This window comes from Thiothrix litoralis (assembly GCF_017901135.1).
Lineage (GTDB): Bacteria > Pseudomonadota > Gammaproteobacteria > Thiotrichales > Thiotrichaceae > Thiothrix > Thiothrix litoralis.
The window spans coordinates 2,760,977-2,779,398 of record NZ_CP072801.1; the positions used below are offsets into that span (position 1 = coordinate 2,760,977).

The 18,422-nt window shown below is 55.2% G+C and carries 18 protein-coding genes; 15 read left to right on the forward strand and 3 right to left on the reverse strand.

The window, feature by feature from the left end:
- Positions 1–137 precede the first annotated feature (137 nt).
- Together dtd and pip are read right to left on the reverse strand one after the other, a co-directional pair.
- Complete coding sequence (gene dtd / locus J9253_RS13340; RefSeq protein ID WP_210221428.1) at positions 138–575, reverse strand: D-aminoacyl-tRNA deacylase; 438 nt, start codon at positions 573–575, stop codon at positions 138–140.
- Positions 572–1,528 (reverse strand): prolyl aminopeptidase, encoded by a 957-nt coding sequence (pip, locus tag J9253_RS13345; RefSeq protein WP_210221429.1) that lies wholly within the window; start codon positions 1,526–1,528, stop codon positions 572–574. The genes dtd and pip overlap by 4 nt, the downstream gene beginning before the upstream one ends.
- Before the next feature lie 71 nt (positions 1,529–1,599).
- On the opposite strand from pip, the gene J9253_RS13350 reads away from it, so the two are divergent.
- The 14 genes from J9253_RS13350 to acs all read left to right on the forward strand — a co-directional run bounded on the left by J9253_RS13350 (position 1,600) and on the right by acs (position 16,850).
- A complete protein-coding gene (locus tag J9253_RS13350; RefSeq protein ID WP_210221430.1) occupies positions 1,600–2,217 on the forward strand; it encodes a DsbA family protein in 618 nt (205 codons plus the stop codon).
- Positions 2,218–2,282: 65 nt separating this feature from the next.
- The gene (locus J9253_RS13355) at positions 2,283–2,543 is read left to right on the forward strand and encodes a helix-turn-helix domain-containing protein (protein WP_210221431.1); all 261 of its coding nucleotides are present in this window, start codon (positions 2,283–2,285) and stop codon (positions 2,541–2,543) included.
- A 1-nt stretch (position 2,544) separates the two neighbouring features.
- Positions 2,545–3,567, forward strand: a complete 1,023-nt coding sequence (locus J9253_RS13360; protein ID WP_210221432.1) for a HipA domain-containing protein — start codon at positions 2,545–2,547, stop codon at positions 3,565–3,567.
- A gap of 21 nt (positions 3,568–3,588) precedes the next feature.
- Complete coding sequence (locus J9253_RS13365) at positions 3,589–4,047, forward strand: GNAT family N-acetyltransferase (RefSeq protein ID WP_210221433.1); 459 nt, start codon at positions 3,589–3,591, stop codon at positions 4,045–4,047.
- 67 nt (positions 4,048–4,114) lie between these two features.
- The gene (locus J9253_RS13370) at positions 4,115–4,510 is read left to right on the forward strand and encodes a MerR family transcriptional regulator (RefSeq protein ID WP_038141501.1); all 396 of its coding nucleotides are present in this window, start codon (positions 4,115–4,117) and stop codon (positions 4,508–4,510) included.
- Between the two features lie 11 nt (positions 4,511–4,521).
- Positions 4,522–5,649: a thiolase family protein gene (locus J9253_RS13375; RefSeq protein WP_210221434.1), complete on the forward strand. Its 1,128-nt coding sequence runs from the start codon at positions 4,522–4,524 to the stop codon at positions 5,647–5,649.
- Positions 5,646–7,970, forward strand: coding sequence for a 3-hydroxyacyl-CoA dehydrogenase/enoyl-CoA hydratase family protein (locus J9253_RS13380; RefSeq protein WP_210221435.1), 2,325 nt, complete (start codon positions 5,646–5,648; stop codon positions 7,968–7,970). Before J9253_RS13375 ends, J9253_RS13380 begins: the two co-directional genes overlap by 4 nt.
- 10 nt (positions 7,971–7,980) lie before the next feature.
- Positions 7,981–9,648, forward strand: coding sequence for an AMP-binding protein (locus J9253_RS13385; RefSeq protein ID WP_210221436.1), 1,668 nt, complete (start codon positions 7,981–7,983; stop codon positions 9,646–9,648).
- A gap of 118 nt (positions 9,649–9,766) precedes the next feature.
- Entirely contained in the window at positions 9,767–10,426 is a 660-nt protein-coding gene (locus J9253_RS13390) for an NBR1-Ig-like domain-containing protein (protein ID WP_210221437.1), read from the forward strand.
- Entirely contained in the window at positions 10,423–12,411 is a 1,989-nt protein-coding gene (locus J9253_RS13395) for a TonB-dependent receptor (protein ID WP_210221438.1), read from the forward strand. Before J9253_RS13390 ends, J9253_RS13395 begins: the two co-directional genes overlap by 4 nt.
- Before the next feature lie 206 nt (positions 12,412–12,617).
- Positions 12,618–12,848 (forward strand): hypothetical protein, encoded by a 231-nt coding sequence (locus tag J9253_RS13400; RefSeq protein WP_210221439.1) that lies wholly within the window; start codon positions 12,618–12,620, stop codon positions 12,846–12,848.
- Entirely contained in the window at positions 12,845–13,903 is a 1,059-nt protein-coding gene (locus J9253_RS13405; protein WP_210221440.1) for a hypothetical protein, read from the forward strand. The genes J9253_RS13400 and J9253_RS13405 overlap by 4 nt, the downstream gene beginning before the upstream one ends.
- 107 nt (positions 13,904–14,010) lie before the next feature.
- Positions 14,011–14,751 (forward strand): ATP-binding protein, encoded by a 741-nt coding sequence (locus J9253_RS13410; protein WP_210221441.1) that lies wholly within the window; start codon positions 14,011–14,013, stop codon positions 14,749–14,751.
- Between the two features lie 152 nt (positions 14,752–14,903).
- Complete coding sequence (gene acs / locus J9253_RS13415) at positions 14,904–16,850, forward strand: acetate--CoA ligase (protein ID WP_210221442.1); 1,947 nt, start codon at positions 14,904–14,906, stop codon at positions 16,848–16,850.
- 2 nt (positions 16,851–16,852) lie between these two features.
- On the opposite strand, the gene J9253_RS13420 is transcribed toward acs, so the two are convergent.
- Positions 16,853–17,293: a hypothetical protein gene (locus tag J9253_RS13420; RefSeq protein WP_210221443.1), complete on the reverse strand. Its 441-nt coding sequence runs from the start codon at positions 17,291–17,293 to the stop codon at positions 16,853–16,855.
- A gap of 95 nt (positions 17,294–17,388) precedes the next feature.
- Between J9253_RS13420 and J9253_RS13425 the strand changes: the two genes are divergently transcribed.
- Complete coding sequence (locus J9253_RS13425) at positions 17,389–18,396, forward strand: aminoglycoside phosphotransferase family protein (RefSeq protein ID WP_210221444.1); 1,008 nt, start codon at positions 17,389–17,391, stop codon at positions 18,394–18,396.
- Positions 18,397–18,422: the final 26 nt, after the last annotated feature.

Consider the following 18,422-nt stretch of genomic DNA (forward strand, 5'->3'; position numbering starts at 1 on the left):
GCACCTTACCTGATTGTCAGGATGTAGCGACAGGATGACCCGATCAACTGCAATAAGGGGCTTTATTGACAAATGCTGATTGTTTATTATAAATGCCGCCACCCTCATCATCAACCTACAGAGGATAGACGTTATTTTTACACCTGCAACCAGAATGTCACCGGGCCATCATTGGTCAAGGAAACCTGCATATCGGCTGAAAACACTCCGGTTTGCACCCCTTCAAGCTGGCATCGCGCTTTATCGGTAAAATACTCAAACAGCGCACGTCCCTGATCCGGCGGCGCGGCGGGGGTAAAACTCGGGCGCGTCCCCTTGCGGGTATCCGCAGGCAAGGTAAATTGCGGCACAATCAACAAACCGCCCGCCACTTCCCGTAACGACAAATTCATCTTGCCCTGCGCATCGGGGAAAATACGGTAGCCCAGCACTCGCTCCAGCAAACGCTCAGCCGTTGCAGGCGTATCAGCCTTTTCCACCCCCAACAACAGCGTAATACCCCGCCCAATCTGAGCAACGCTCACGCCCTCAATATCCACCTGTGCGCGGGAAACGCGCTGGATCAGCCCAATCATTCCAGATGTTCCACCAAAGCATCAGTAGCCTGCACCAAGGCTTGCTGGATGCCCGCCTCACTCGCCGCATGGCCACTGTCAGGAATAATGTGGAAATCCGCATTCGGCCACACCTCATGCAAAGCCACGGCCTGTTCCAGTGGGCAAATCATGTCGTAACGCCCGTGGATAATGCTGCCCGGCAAATGCGCAATCCGCGCCGCATTTTTCAAAAGCTGGTCAGGCGCCAAAAAGCCTTTATTGATGAAATAGTGCGCCTCAAGTCGCGCCACACTCATCGCCGTGTACGGGTCAGTAAAATGCGACAGCACCGCTTCCTTTTGTTGCAAATTAGCGCAACGTGCTTCCCACGTTGACCAGGCTTTCGCCGCCTGCATCCGCGCAATCTCGTTTTCACCAATCAAGCGCTGGTAATACGCCTTCACCATATCGCCGCGCTCTGCTTCGGGAATCGGCGCAAGGTAATCCTGCCAGTAATCGGGGTAAATCCGCTCAATGCCCTGCCCCAACTGGTAAAACCAATCAATATCCTGCTGGCGGCACAGAAAAATACCGCGCAAAATCATCCCAGCAACCCTTTCTGGATGGGTTTCCGCATACGCCAGTGCCAGCGTCGAACCCCACGACCCCCCAAACAACACCCACTGATCAATGCCTAGATGTTCACGGATCAGCTCCATATCCGCCACCAAATCCCACGTCGTATTGCGCTCTAACGAGGCATGAGGCCGCGAACGCCCGCAACCGCGCTGGTCAAACAGGATAATGCGGTAACGGTTAGGGTCAAAAAATTGCCGATGCCACGGCTCACACCCCGAACCGGGGCCGCCATGCAGAAACACGACGGGCAAGCCATCCGGCACGCCGCACTCTTCCACATAAAGCTCATGTACATCATCGACGCGCAGATAGAAATTTCCATTGTCACGAATGGGTGGGTAAAGTGCACTCACGCATGGTTCTCCCTAAAAACATTATTCTTGGAAAAATAGTATAAAGGAAAATTGCCCAGCAGGTTTGTAGTATGTCACCCGAAACCATCCTCTATTACGTTCACGACCCCATGTGCAGTTGGTGTTATGCCTTCCGCCCGATATGGATGCAAATCCAGCAGCAATTGCCTGCCACTATCCGCGTGCAATACGTGCTCGGCGGACTTGCACCTGATTCCGACCAGCCAATGCCGCCGGAAACTCGCGCTTATGTGCAAAGCCAATGGCACAAAATCATCCAGAGTGTTCCCGGCACGGTGTTCAACTTCGCTTTTTGGGAACAATGCCAACCGCGCCGCTCTACTTACCCGGCTTGCCGTGCAGTGCTGTTGGCACGTGAACAGGGGCAGGATGGCGAAATCGCCATGATCCACGCGATTCAGGATGCTTACTACCGGCACGCGCAGAATCCATCTGACACCGACACCTTGTGCGCACTGGCGCAGCAAATTGGGTTGGATGTGGCGGCTTTCGCCCGTGACCTGAATGCAGAAACCACCCAGCAAGCGTTGCTGGCAGAGATGGCGCTGGCGCGGAGAATTGGCGGGAACAGTTTTCCGTCGCTGTTTTTGCAGCGGGATGGGAAGATTCGGCGGGTTGCGCATGATTACAATGCTATGTCGCCGATAACAGACATCCTCTTGACTTAATGCCACTTTTCCTTGAAAGTTGGCGATAACAGACTTTCCTGTTTTCAGCATTCTGGAAAACTACAATGTCGGACATCAGCGACATCCAAACCAAGCGCCGCAGCCACGCCAGCACTGGCAATGACCCTGCCTTGCTATCCTTGGGCGACCACATTCGCCATACCCGCCTTGCCAACGGCATGACGCAGGAAGAACTGGCGCTGGTTTCCGGCGTTGGGCGCGAACTGGTGATCCAGCTTGAAAACGGCAAACCGGGCGTAACACTGGGCAAGGCGTGCCGCGTGCTGATGGCACTGGGGTTACAACTCACCGCACAGGAGCGCTGATATGCTGCAAGTGCTCTACGGCAACGCAACAGTCGGGCAACTATGGAGCGAATCGCGAGAATTATGCTTCCAATACGCCGCAAGCTGGGCGCAATCGCCCAATGCCTTTCCTCTCACCCCACACCTGTCACTCGGCCTGCAAATACGGCGCGGCGATGATGTGCTGTTTTTCTTCAGCAACCTGTTGCCGGAAGGAGCGGTGCTGGATGCGATCCTGAAACTCAAACGCCTGCCGCGAGGTGATATATTCGCGCAATTAACCGCCTTCGGTGAAGACACCGCAGGCGCATTTTCCATCGTGCCAGAAGGTAACATCCGTCAACGCCAGCCTGCTTACCAGCCCTATCCCGTTGAAAATATCCACGCTGATTTGGAACGCTTGGCGGATCATTTGCCGCTACTGTTTCAACATGGGGAATTGCGCCTGTCGCTAGCTGGAGCGCAGGACAAAATCCCGGTACATTACGCCGATGGGCAGTTTCAGTTACCGATGAATGGAGCAGCTTCCACCCATATCCTCAAGCCCGCCATCCAGCCGCAGAAAACTTTCCCCGATTCGGTATTGAACGAAGCCTTTTGCCATTACGCCAGCGTTCCGGGGCGTGACCGCCTACAAGTGCTGGATTGGGTAGTGTTCAATTACCTGATCGGTAATGCTGATGCCCATGCCAAAAATCTGGCGATGTTGGTGGGTGCGGGCAACCGTTTGCAGCTTGCGCCCTTGTATGACCTGCTGTGTACCAGCGCTTATCCGCAACTGGATACGCGCATGGCGATGGCGATTGGCGGCGAATACCGGCCTGAGTGGGTGCAGCATCGGCATTGGCAGCGGTTTGCTGATGAAGCTGGTATCAATTTTTCTCTGTTGCAAAAACGCAGTTTGATACTGGGCAAACGGGTATTGGACACGATTCAGCCCGTAGCAAAAACATTGGGGGCAGAAGGCAATCCCCTGATGGCCAGTATTACCAAATTTGTGAACAAGCGTGCTAAATGGCTGGAATCACGTTTGGTGAAAGCGTAACTAATGTCTGGACTCAACCTCATGAACAACATCAACTTCCACTGGAGCCGACTGGAAACCCTTTCCAGCCTCGAACTCCACGCCATCACACTCGCCCGCCAAACCGTCTTCATCGCCGAGCAACACATCTGCTGCCCGGACGCTGACGAACACGACACCCATTCCTGGCACCTGACGGCTCTGCATGATGGCAAAGTCGCCGCTTACCTGCGCGTCGTCGACCCCGGCGAAAAGTACCCCGAACCCGCCATCGGCAGAGTCCTGACCACCCAAGCCTACCGCCGCACCGGACTCGGCAAGCGCATCATGCAAGTCGCCATCGACACCATCGCCGACATCTACCCCGGCCAGTCCATCCGCATCAGCGCCCAATCCTACCTTCAATCCTTTTACGAAAACCTCGGCTTCACCATCATCGGCGACGAATACCTCGAAGAAGGCATTCCCCACATCCAAATGCTGCGTCCATCTGCCCGTTAACACCACAAAACGTCAGGCATTTGACGTTAACGTTAAGCAGTTCTAGTATTCATCCAAAGGAGTGATTATGGAGCAGAAACTGTGGAGCATCTCCGAACTGGCAGATGAATGTGGCGTCACCACCCGCACGATCCGGTTTTACGAAGACAAAGGGCTACTCCAGCCCCAGCGGGTCGGTGCAAACCGCGTCTACAACTATCAGGACAAAGCGCGGTTGATCCTCATCCTGCGCGGCAAACGCCTCGGCTTTTCGCTGGAAGACATCGGCGAATTTCTCGCCCTCTACCACGCCGAATGCGACCCCGCCCACGCCAGCCAGTTGCGCTACCTGTTGGACAAGGTACAAGCAAAAGTCAAGGTGCTACGCCAGCAACAGGAAGATCTGGCGCAAACCTTGCAAGAGCTAACCCGCATCGAAACGGAATGCCTATCGCATCTGCCCGACTCCGAAATGCCCACCTAAGGAGGAGTCTTATGAAAAACGTCGTCATTGCCGGGTACACCCGCACCCCGTTTACCCTCGCCCACAAGGGCGCGTTTACCAAAGTCCGCCCCGACGATCTGGCGACTGCCGCCGTCCTCGGCCTGCTGGCGAAAACCGGCGTCGATGGCACTGAAATCGAAGACCTGATCCTCGGTTGCGCTTTCCCCGAAGGCGAGCAAGGTTTCAACATGGCACGGCTGATCGTGCTAATGGCAGGCTTGCCGCAAGCTGTCGGCGGCGTCACCGTCAACCGCTTCTGCGGCTCCTCCATGCAAGCCATCCACCAAGCCGCCGGAGCTATCCAGATGAACGCCGGAAACGCCTTCATCTGCGCCGGGGTCGAATCCATGACCCGCATCCCCATGACTGGCTTCAACCCTTCACCCAATCCGCACCTCTACGAGAAACTGCCCGCCGCCTACATCGGCATGGGACAAACCGCCGAAATCGTAGCGAAACAATACGCCATTTCCCGTGTGGAACAGGAAGCCTTCGCCGTCACCAGCCAACAAAAAGCCGCTGCCGCCCAAGCTGCTGGCAAACTTGCCGACGAAATCATCCCCGTCGCCAAGGTCACGCAAGACGGCTGCCTGCGCCCCGACACCTCGTTGGAAGGGCTGGCGGGCTTACGACTGGCCTTCGACGAACACGGCACTGTCACCGCCGGAACCGCCTCCCCACTCACCGACGGCGCATCCGCCACGCTAGTATGCAGCGAAGACTTCGCCAACGCCCACGGCTTACCCATCCTCGCCCGCATTCGCAGCATCGCCATTTCCGGCTGCGCCCCCGAAACCATGGGGCTAGGGCCAATCCTTTCCACCCAGAAAGCCCTGCAACGCGCCGGGCTAAGTGTCGCCGACCTCGACATCATCGAACTTAACGAAGCCTTTGCCTCGCAATCCATCGCCTGCATCCGCGACCTCGACCTCGACATCACGAAAATCAACCTCGACGGCGGCGCTATCGCCCTCGGCCACCCGCTCGGCGCAACCGGCGCACGCATCACCGGCAAAGCCGCCGCCCTGCTCAAACGTGAAGGCAAACAATTCGCCCTAGCCACCCAATGCATCGGCGGCGGGCAAGGCATCGCCACCATTCTGGAGGCTGTGTCATGAACATCCACAACGTTGCCGTGATTGGCGCAGGCGTCATGGGTGCAGGCATCGCCGCCCACATCGCCAACGCTGGAATCCCCGTCCTGCTGCTCGACATCGTGCCAGAAGGCGCAAGCGACCGCAGCCAAATTGCCAACACCGCCCTCGCCAAGCTGCTCAAGGCCGACCCCGCGCCGTTCATGCACAAAAAGAACGCCCGCCTCGTCACCCCCGGCAATATCGAAGACGACTTGCCGCAACTCGCCGACTGCGACTGGATCATCGAAGCCATCGTCGAACGCCTCGCCATCAAGCAAGACTTGTACCGCAAGCTGGCGGCTGTGCGTAAAGCTGACGCGATCGTTTCCTCCAACACCTCCTCCATCCCGCTGCACGAACTGGTAGCAGGCTTGCCGGAAGACTTCGCCGCGCACTTCATGATCACCCATTTCTTCAACCCGCCGCGCTACATGCGCCTGCTGGAAATCGTCACCAGCGAGCAAACCGATCAGGACGCGGTAGAAAAAATCAGCCAATTCTGCGATTTCAAACTCGGCAAAGGCGTCGTGCCGTGCAAGGACACCCCCGGATTCATCGCCAACCGCATCGGCATTTTCTGGATACAAACCGCGATTCAGGAAGCCATCGACATGGGGCTAACGGTGGAAGAAGCCGATGCTGTGGTTGGCAGGCCGATGGGTATTCCCAAAACTGGCGTGTTCGGCCTTTCCGATCTGGTGGGCATCGACCTGATGCCGCACTTGATGCGCAGCATGAACCGCAGTTTGCCAACCGATGATCCCTTACGCGAAAAAGCCACGATTCCACCATTGATCCAGAATATGATCGACACCGGCTACACCGGGCGCAAAGGCAAGGGCGGTTTCTACCGCCTCAACCGCGACAGCGGGCAAAAGATCAAAGAATCCATCGACCTGCAAACCGGCGAATACAGCCCTTCCCAACCCGCCAAACTCGACAGCGTGAAAGCCGCCCGCGATGGCGGTTTACAAGCGCTCATTGCCCACCCCGACAAGGGCGGGCAATATGCGTGGCGGGTGCTGTCGCAAACCTTGCGCTACGCCGCCGCACTCGTGCCAGAAATTGCTGACGATATTTGCGCCGTCAACACCGCCATGAAATTGGGTTACAACTGGAAATTTGGACCATTTGAACTGATTGATCAGTTGGGCGCGGATGATTTCGCACAACGACTAGCGACGGATGGGCAGGATGTTCCACCGTTGCTGACAATGGCGCGGGAACATGGCTTCTATCGCCATAACGAAAACGAAACCCTCTACCTGCAACCCGACGGCTCTTACCTACCGCTCCAACGCCCCCCCGGTGTCCTGCTCCTCGCCGACCTCAAACGCCACGCCGAACCGCTGCTAGAAAACGACGCCGCCAGCCTGTGGGACATCGGCGATGGCGTCGCCTGCCTCGAATTCCACAGCAAAATGAATTCCCTCGACCCGCTGATTCTGGAAATGATCGAGGAAACGGTCGAACTCATCCCGCAAAATCACAAAGCGCTGGTCATCTACAACGAAGGCAGCAACTTCTCCGCAGGTGCCAACCTCGGCCTGCTCATGTTCGCCGCCAAACTCGGCGGTTGGGATGAAGTCGACAAGATGGTGAGTGGCGGTCAGCAAGCCTACAAAACCCTCAAATACGCCCCCTTCCCGGTCATCGGCGCACCGTTTGGCATGGCACTGGGTGGCGGCTGTGAAATCCTGCTGCATTGCGACGCCCTGCAAGCCCATGCCGAAACCTACGTCGGGCTGGTCGAAACCGGCGTCGGTTTGATTCCCGGCTGGGGCGGCTGCAAGGAAATGCTGCACCGCTGGAGTACCAACCCCAGAATGCCGCGTGGCCCTTTACCGCCCGTGCTGAAATGCTTTGAAATCATCAGCGTCGCCACCGTCGCCAAATCCGCGTTTGAAGCCAAAGACTACCTGTTCCTGCGCCACACCGACGGCATCACCATGAACCGCGACCGCCTGCTGGCGGATGCCAAAGCCCGCGCTCTGTCGATGGTCGAAGGCTACCAGCCACCCGAGCCACCCGTGTTTCACCTGCCCGGCACAACTGCCCGCGTAGCCATGGAAATGGCGGTCAACGACTTCCGCGCCCAAGGCAAAGCCACCCCTTACGATGCCGTCGTTGCGCAAGCACTGGCAAGCGTCCTCAGCGGCGGCGACACGGACATGACCGATACCCTGAGCGAAGACGACCTGCTGGCGCTGGAATACGCGCAATTCACCCAACTGGTGCGCAAACCGGAAACACTGGCGCGAGTCGGCCACATGTTGGAAACTGGCAAGCCATTGAGAAATTAAGGAGGAGGAGATGGACAAACTATGGTTACAAAGTTACCCAAAACACGTCCCGGCAGAGATTGACACCCATCAATACCATTCACTCGTCGACCTGTTCCAACGCAGTGTGAAACAGTACGGCTCGCTTCCTGCCTTCAGCAATATGGGCAAGGTGCTGACCTATAACCAAGTGGATGAACTCACCCGCCAGTTTGCCGCCTACCTGATCCACGGGGCGGGGCTGAAGCCGGGCGAGCGCATCGCCTTGATGATGCCCAACCTGTTGCAATACCCGATTGCCCTGTTCGGCGCGTTGCGGGCAGGGCTGGTGGTCGTCAACACCAACCCGCTGTATACCGACCGCGAACTCGAACATCAGTTGAAGGATTCTGGCGCAACGGCCATCGTCATCACGGCTAACTTCGCTCACACGCTGCAAGACGTGCTGGATAAAGTTCCGATCAAAACCATCATCACCACTGAAATTGGCGACCTGTTTGGCTTTCCCAAGTCGCTGCTGGTGAATCTGGTCGTCAAATACGTAAAAAAGATGGTACCTGCCTTCAAGCTGCCAACTGCCATCAAATTTAATCAAGCACTGACGCTAGGCAAGCAGTACGCCACACGCTTCAAGGATGCCGAACCGGGGCATGAAGACATTGCTTTCCTGCAATACACCGGCGGCACGACCGGCATTGCCAAAGGCGCGGCACTGACTCACCGCAATATCATCGCCAACATGCTGCAAGCAGAAGCGTGGACAACGGCTGATTTGGTCGCTGGTAAAGAAATTGTCATCACCGCTCTCCCCCTTTACCACGTGTTTGCACTGACCGCGAACGCCATGTTTGCGCTGAAGATGGGGGCGAAAAACGTGCTGATCACCAATCCTCGCGACCTGCCCGCATTTATCAAGGATCTGGCGCACGAACCGTTTACCTACATTACTGGCGTCAACACGCTGTACAACGCCCTGCTGAACCATGCTGACATTGGCAAGGTGGACTTCTCACGCCTGAAAATTTCCCTCGGCGGCGGCATGGCGGTGCAAAAAGCCGTGGCAGAACGCTGGAAAGCCCTGACCGGTGTGACCTTGCTGGAAGCCTATGGCCTGACCGAAACGTCCCCGGCTGTAGCCATCAACCCGGTGGACTTGCACGACTATAACGGCATGATCGGGCTGCCGATTCCTTCCACCGAGGTTTCCATCCATGATGTTGATGGCAATGAACTGGACGTGGGCGAAGCAGGCGAATTGTGGGTGCGTGGCCCACAAGTCATGCAAGGTTACTGGCAACGCCCGGATGAAACCGCCAACGTTATGGCAGGTGACGGCTGGTTACGCACCGGTGATGTGGCAATCATCAACGAACAAGGGTTCATCAAACTGGTGGATCGCCTCAAGGATATGGTGCTGGTGTCCGGTTTCAATGTGTACCCGAATGAGGTGGAAGACGTGCTCGCCAGCTACCCCAAAGTGCTGGAGGCTGGCGTGATCGGCGTGCCGGATGAACACTCCGGCGAAATCGTCAAGGCTTTTGTGGTGAAAAAGGATGATAGCCTGACATTAGAGGAATTGCGGGCTTATTGCCGCCACGAGCTTTCCGCTTACAAATGCCCGAAAAAAATGGTGTTTGTAGCATCGTTGCCGAAGAGCAATGTTGGTAAAATTTTACGCAAAGAATTGAGGAACTTATGATCAAAACATGACTTTTGTCATATCCCTGCTTATCTCCTTATCCCAAATACCCTGTATGGCTTTGATGTTTAGATGTGCTAGATTACCAGCAAAGGATAAGGGTTAAGGGAAAGGCACCATGTCAGCACTGGATTTAGCTAACTATATGAAAGAAAGGCTAAAAACGTTAGAGATGACGTTGGTTGCGGCTGCCAAGCATTCTGGCATTTCCCGACAGACATGGCACAAATTATTGTGTGCCGATATTGCCGAAGCACGGCTTTCCACCTTGGTCAAGATTGCAGAAACGCTGGAAACCCACCCGCTCAGCATGTTACGCCTTTATTTCCACGGTAATGCCCTGCCCAGTCGCCATAGCAAAGTGGGCGATACTCAGGCCATTGCCAGCGGATTTATTGCCGATATTACCTACCCCGATAACAGCATCGTCCAAGTCGGGCAAACCTTCGAGAAAGTCTGGGAGGTCGCCAATCTGGGTTCACAACCGTGGGTGAACTGGCGGTTGCAATGCGTGGACGAACACCTTAGTGTCCAAGCGCTTAATGGCTCGGAGCAGTATCAGGGGAAAAAACTCCAATACGGCTTACAACCACTGGAAAACAGTATTCCCATCCCCACCACCGAACCGGGTGAGAAAGTACGCCTGCATGTGATATTCCGCGCCCCGGATTTCGCCTGTACCACCATTTCGCACTGGAAAAGTGTCAATGAAGCGGGTGAAATCCTATTTCCTAACTTAACCGGGCTGTACTGTCTGGTCAAAGTCGTTGCCTTGTGAAACAGAACACTTACACACTCCCATTGCTCTGCATCAGCGCTGGGCTTTGTGTGAACGGCTACGGCGAAGCTGCCGACAAGCGGGAGGAAACGCGCAAGGATACTTTGACGGTTAACGTCCGCCCTACCCACAAGCAGCCACCCAACACCACCACGCTAAAAACCGACGATGCCAGCAAAATCGGCAGCGACCGCCTGGAAGATGTCGCCGACTACCTGCCCGGCGTGCAAATCGGGCGCAATCAGGCGGGTATTGGTAGCAGCGTTTACCTGCGCGGCTATTCGCTGGATGGCGCTATGACACTGGATGGCTTGCTGGATGTGCAAGGCTTTTACCTGCGTGACCCCGCCACGCTTGACAGCATTGAAGTTAGTAAGGGGCGCGATTCGGTGCTGTTTGGCGCAGGTTCACCCGGCGGATCGGTGAATTACCTCACCAAAAAACCCAGCTTTAAACAACAGCGTAGCATTAGCCTCAGCGCGGGCTCCCCCCAGCAATTCCATACCCTGCTCGACATCAATCAGCCCTTATCGAATCCAGACTGGGCGGGGCGTTTGGTGATGGCGGGGCAACAAGCCGAGACCGGGCGTGCCAATGTGGGGGATGACCGTTTTACCCTAATGCCTTCGCTGCTGTGGCAAACCGAGCAACAATCCCTGCTACTGGAGATGGAATACGGCTGGCAAAATCGCGAATACGATTTCGACACGGTATTTTACCAAGGCGCACCCGTGTACAACGTGTCGTATGTTGACCCGCGCTCGTTTGCCGATCGCCGGGTCACGCGCTTCGGCACGACCTATACCCGCGACTTGGGCAAGGGCTGGGAAGCCTCGCTGCAAGCCAGCCAAGTGGATGCCAAACGCGATGAACGTTGGATCGGTTTCGCCTACCTGCCTGACACGGGTAGCCGCTTGCCGGGGTATTACCGTGATGCGCAATATGAGCAGTCCCAGCAAGGCTTACGTGCGGAATTATCGCGCCAGTACGCCCTTGGCACGACCCGCCACCACACCCGTTTCGGCATCAGCCAGCAGTCGGTGGAAATCGACCTGCAACGCCAATACCGCACCGGGCTGTTCCAACTGGATATTTTCCAGCCAAGTTTTGACTTTGCTCTACCAGATGCCAGCAAGCTGACCAAGCGTGAAGCGACTACCCTGCGTGAGGAACGCGCTTGGTATTGGCGACACCAAGCCGATATTGGCGACAAACTCGGGCTTACCGCAGGCATACGCCGCAGCCACTACGACGCTGATTACACCTCGCCAACTCTGTCGTTCAAGGAAGTGACCAGTGCCGATACCTCGGTATCCCTTGGCGCAACGTGGCAGCTAAACCCGCAATGGCAGGCGTTTGCCAGCCGCAACGAATCCTTCGCCCCCAATCTCGGCATGGATAAAAACGACCACTTTTTCGACCCGCTCCAAGGGGTACAACATGAAATCGGCGTGCGCAGCAAACGCGGCAGCCTGAGCACTTACCAAATTGAACAGGAAAACGTGACCACCCGCGACCCGACCGAACCGGGCGCACAAATCCTGACCGGCAAAACCCGTTCCCAAGGCATTGAGGCCAACCTCAAATTGCCGCTTACCCCGAAGCTGGATTTGCAAGCAGGCTATCAATACAACGACAGCCGCATTACCGAGAATAACGACGGCAATACTGGCAACCGCTTGCACAATGCCCCGCGCCACAGCGGTTCACTGATGCTGGATTATGCGCCGGATGCCCGTACTCACCTGACATTGGGCGCTGTGCATGTGGGCAAACGCGCCGGGAATGATGCCAACAGCTTTGATGCCCCCGCTTATACGCGCCTCGATGCCGGGGCAGAATGGAAGCTGGACAAGCGCACCACCCTCAAAGCCAGCGTGCGCAATTTGCTGGATGAAGATTACGTGGCTGCGTCGGAAGGTGCTGATTTTATCGTGCAGGGGCGCAAGCGGGCGGTGACATTGGGGGTTGAGTTTGGGTTTTGAGCTTTTCTCAAGCCTCACCCTCAACAACCTTACTCATAAAAAATTTGATAAAAATCATAAAAAATTTCGCATGTGCGAACCGCTGTTTACATCTTTTCTGTTAACCTCAGGTGAATTTGCTTATTAGCCGAACAGGTTCATAGGCAAATTGGGCTTACTGCGCTGCTACCCGCCGTTTTTACACCACACTATGGGGAATATTCATCATGACTCAAATCAAATCACGTTTTGCAACTATTGCCTCCACTACCCTGCTGGCTTCCAGCCTTGTGCTGCTGACCGCTTGCGGCGGCGGTAGCTCCGGCACGGCGGCTACCACTACGCCCGACACGACTGGCGGCACAACTATCGCTGACACCAGCGTCAAAACCGGCGTATTCATTGACGCACCCGTCAAGGGCTTGACACCTACAAAACCGCCACCCAAAGCGGCGTGACCAACGACAAGGGCGAATTCAACTACATCACGGGCGAAACCGTCACTTTCAGCCTCGACGGCGTAGAACTCGGTTCTGGCAAGGCGCAAGCCAAACTGCCCGTCACCCTGATCTCAACCGAAGGCTATGTTGCGCAGTTCCTGCAAACGATGGATACCGACGCCAATCCTGATTTGATCGACGTTTCCAAGATCAAACTGGATGGCACAACCATTGCCAACTTCAAAACCAAACTGGCAGATGTATTGAAAACAGGGCGGATACTCGAAAAAGATAATATGTATGGTCAGATGCTGGACGGTCTACTTACTCCCAAAGTCTTGACTGAAATCCAGACATCCAGCCAAGTTGCGTTGGTCAATCAGAAAGTAGTGGCAAGCGAAGTGGCAGGAGCGCACGTCTTTAAAGCCGTTGGCTCTACCCCGTGGCAGACCAGCGAAATATCTGGGATGGTGAATGCTGACGACAGCGAAATATCCATTTTCAATACCGATGGGACATTCACAATCCTTGCCCAAGACTTCGGTGATCCCGCTCCCAATCAACTGCTTGGCACTTGGCAAATGAGCAATGGACAGGCACTGGTAAGTTTCACCGAAGATGGCAAAAGCCTGCAATATAAAGTCCATAAAATCAGCCAAGACGGTGATGTCATTGATACGTTTTCTGAAAGTACAACCGATGCTGCTGATGGTGATTTGTCTGAGCTCCACAAAGCCAAACCGCTGACGCTCGCGGCACTGAACGGCAAACACCTCAGTTTTGATATGACGGGTACTTCCTGTACTGCAATGACCATGTCCTTCAGCGGTGCAACCGCTACCTTGCGTGACAAATGCGGTGGGCAATATTCAGAGGCGGTTGGTACGGTCGAAAATGTTGCGGGTACGACAAATCTCATCAAATTCAGCGTAGGCACCAAGTACATGCTGATTGCCCTCACCAGTGGTGATTTGACCAAAGGCAGAATGGTTCGCGCCAATGTCTCCGGCAGCACGCTGGGCAGTTTGGATGCTAACGACATCACCACCGTTAGCGCACCGCTACAACCGTAAGTCTTCGAGTCTTCGGCTGTACAACCCAAACTGGGTGGGCGGGCTATTTACGGCTTGCCCACTTCCCCGCTATAGCATATTCCCCCTCAATCGTTTATGTTTCTGGAATGAATCAATTCGTCAAGCCTCCTAAATCCCTGCTGAGTAAAGTCGGCAAAGCCATCGGTGAATACAAGCTGATCCGCGAAGGCGACCGCATCCTGCTCGGCCTTTCCGGTGGCAAGGATTCGCTCGCGCTGCTGCACCTGCTTAACCATTTCCAGCGCCATGCGCCGATCCGTTTCGAGTTTGCGGCGGTCACCATCGACCCGCAAGCCGATACTTTCGACCCATCGCCCATGATTCCTTACATGGAAAGTCTTGGCATTCCCTATCACTACGTGCGCGAACCGATAGTGAAACTGGCGGAAACGCACATGGACAACGATTCCTACTGCGCCTTCTGCTCGCGCATGAAACGTGGCTTGATGTACCGCACCGCCCGCGAAAACGGTTACAATGTGCTGGCATTGGCGCAACATTTGGATGATTTGGCAGAAAGTTTTCTGATGTCGGCCTTCCACGGTGGCAAATTGAAAACCATGAAGGCACACTACCGGATAGACGCCGGGGACTTGCGCGTCATCCGCCCGCTAGTGATGGCGCGTGAACGCCAAACCGCTGATTTTGCTAAAGCTGCCGAATTGCCGGTGATTGTGGAAAATTGCCCGATGTGTTTCGACATGCCCACCCAACGGCAGCACATGAAGGAATTACTCGCCAGCGAGGAGCAAAAAAACCCGACAATGTTCAAAAGTTTATTAACAGCGATGCAGCCATTGATTCGTGATGGCATCGAAAAAACCTAAAGTGTCGACAATCTTGGTTTTTTCCAGCGGCATTGCTGGACACTGGCAACAGATTGTATAAAGATAGAGCCGAATAATAACGGGGTTAAACCCCAAAACAGCACCACGTCAGTTCTCACGTACCGATTAGCTAGAACGAGGAGTCAACAATAATGTCCGATGTCAAAACCTACCCTGTCCCCGCCGAGTTTGCTGCGCAAGCCAATATTAATGCCGAGCAATATGCCAGCATGTATGCGCAATCCATCAACGACCCGGATACTTTTTGGGGCGAACAGGCCGAGCAATACCTGACATGGTTCCAGAAATGGGACAAGGTACAAGACTGGAGCTTCGATCAGGATGACCTACACATCAACTGGTTTACCGGCGGCACACTGAATGTCTCCTACAACTGCCTTGACCGTCACCTTGACACCCGTGGTGACCAGGTTGCCATCATCTGGGAAGGCGACAACCCTAACGAAGACCGCAAAATTACTTACCGCGAGTTGCACGCTGAAGTCAGCAAACTCGCCAATGTGCTGAAAGCGCGTGGCGTCAAGCGTGGCGACCGTGTTTCCCTGTATCTGCCGATGATCCCTGAAGCGGCGGTTGCCATGCTGGCTTGTACCCGTATCGGTGCGATCCACTCCATCGTGTTTGGTGGCTTCTCCCCGGATGCCCTGCGTGACCGGATTCAAGATTCTGAATGCGGCGTGGTCATTACCTCCGACCAATCCATGCGCGGCGGCAAAAAAGTCCCCTTGAAAGGCAATGCTGACAAAGCGATGGATCAATGCCCATCCGTCCACACCTGTATCGTGGTGCAACGGGGTGGCGATCCGGTCAAGTGGAATGACAGCCGTGACATCTGGTATCACGACGCCATCGCAGCAGCCGATGCTGAGTGCCCGGCAGAACCGATGGAAGCGGATGACCCACTCTTCATCCTCTACACCTCCGGCTCCACGGGCAAACCCAAAGGCGTATTGCACACCACGGGTGGCTACCTGCTGCAAGCAGCGATGACCCACAAAACCGTGTTCGACTACAAAGATGGCGAAGTTTACTGGTGTACCGCTGACGTGGGCTGGGTAACAGGCCACTCCTACATCGTTTACGGCCCACTGGCGAATGGCGCGACCTCCTTGATGTTTGAAGGCATCCCGACTTACCCGGATGCAGGCCGTTTCTGGGATGTTTGTGACAAGCATAACGTAGCCACTTTCTACACAGCTCCAACCGCTATCCGTATGCTGATGGGTGCTGGCGACCAATTCGTCGAAAGAGCCAAACTGAGCAGCCTGCGTCTGTTGGGTTCAGTAGGTGAACCGATCAACCCAGAAGCGTGGGAATGGTATCACCGTGTTGTCGGCAAAAACCGTTGCCCAATCGTTGACACGTGGTGGCAGACTGAAACCGGCGCACACATGCTGACGCCGTTACCGGGTGCAACCCCGCTGAAACCGGGTTCTGCCACCAACCCATTCTTCGGCGTAGAACCTTGCTTGCTGGATGATCAAGGCAATGAAATCGAAGGCAACCCAGCCGTGGGTAACCTTGCGATCAAACGCCCATGGCCTTCCATGATGCGCAGCCTGTACGGTGACCATAAGCGTTTCTACGAAGCCTATTTCGCCATGTTCAAGGGTTACTACTTCACTGGCGACGGCGCACGTCGTGACGAAGACGGTTACTACTGGATCACCGGGCGCGTCGATGACGTACTCAACATCTCTGGCCACCGTTTAGGCACTGCCGAAATCGAATCCGCGCTGGTACTGCACCCGAAAGTCGCTGAAGCGGCTGTCGTTGGCTACCCGCACGAGCTCACCGGCCAAGGCATTTACGCTTATGTCACCCTGATGGCAGGCGAAGAAGGCACCGACGACCTGAAAAACGAGCTGAACACGCTGGTACGTAAGGAAATCGGCCCGATTGCCAAGATCAACATTATCCAGTGGTCACCTGGCCTGCCGAAAACCCGTTCCGGTAAAATCATGCGCCGTATCCTGCGTAAGATTGCCGCCAACGAAATCGACGGTCTGGGCGATACCTCTACGCTGGCTGATCCAAGCGTTGTCGACAACCTGATCGACTTCCGCGAAAACAAGTAAGGCTAGTTCTCTAGTGCTGGGGGGGAAGGACTCCTCCCCAGCATCTCACCAAGCGCTAAGCGTGTAGTGTCTGCCACCCGTTCGCGGCTAAAGCGCCGTGGCGCCAGCAAGACATTTTCCACAAATTCCTGATTGATAAACGCAATATCTTCCTGCGCAGGCGCGTAAGCACTGCGGCGGCTGATCCGCGCTACCCGCCCCAGATTTAACCCACGCCCATCTTCCAGCACCAGCAGATGCGGGCAAAGCTGCCGATACGGGTCAGGCCGAGGAAAATCCACAATTGCCAGCAACACCAACGGCTTACCCGAAAAATGTACGCCCGCATTGATCTCGGTCGAGTTAATTTCCACCACATAAACCGGCTGCCCAATCAAGCAACGTAACTGCTCTACTTGCTGGTGGTAAGCGGCGGAAGGCCACAACACTTCTTCATTACTCATAAAAACTGCCGTTTTTTGTTAAATTTCCAGAAAGCCTGCCATGTTAGGATACACTCTTTTATAGCCTATTAACGAGACAGGAAAAGCCGAGGCTTATGACACAGGATACACGTCTTGAGCAATTAACCCAGTGGGTCAATAGTCTTCCGGGATGGGAATACAGCGTACTGGAACCAGCCTCGGCTGATGCCAGTTTCCGGCGCTATTTCCGCGTGCGTGGCACGGAAGGTACCGCCATCTGCATGGATGCACCACCCGACAAGGAAGACATCCACCCCTTTGTGGAAGTTACCCGCCTGTTAGCCGCCACCGAGGTACACGTACCGCAATTATTAGCGCAAAACCTGCTGGACGGCTTCCTGCTACTGGAAGACCTCGGCAATACCAGCTACCTCAGCCAGCTTAGCGAAGCAACTGCCAAAAACCTGTACGCCGACGCTTTGCAAGCCCTGCTACATTTGCAACAAGCAGACTGTGACAACCTGCCTGCTTATAACGAAAAAACCCTGCGGCGTGAAATGGAACTCATGCCCGAATGGTTCTTGAAAACCCATCTGGGGTTCCGTGACGCGGAAATCCCCCACGAACTGATCAAGCAAACCTTTGAACACCTGATTGAATCCGCCATCGGTCAACCTGTCGCCTTTGTCCACCGTGACTACCACAGCCGCAACCTGATGGTAACGACTGAAAATAACCCTGGCATTATCGACTATCAGGATGCCCTGCTCGGTCCTGCGACTTACGATCTGGTTTCCCTGCTGCGCGACTGCTATATCGTTTGGCCGCAAGCGCAGGTTGAATGGTGGGTCAATTCATACCGCAAAGAAGCCATCGCCCTCGGTATTTTGCCGCCTGTTGATCAGCAAACTTACCGTCAATGGTTTGACCTGATGGGTTTACAGCGCCATCTAAAGGTACTCGGTATCTTTGCCCGCCTCAATCACCGCGACGGCAAGCCCGGCTATCTGGATGACCTGCCACGGGTCTTGAGCTACGTACTGGAAATCGGCTCACGTTACCCCGAAACCAGTGAGCTGATTGAATGGATGCGTAGCGCGGGAATTCCTGAGCGCATTGGTACTGTCGACATTCCTGACTAAACGCACTATTGAGCACGACAATACCC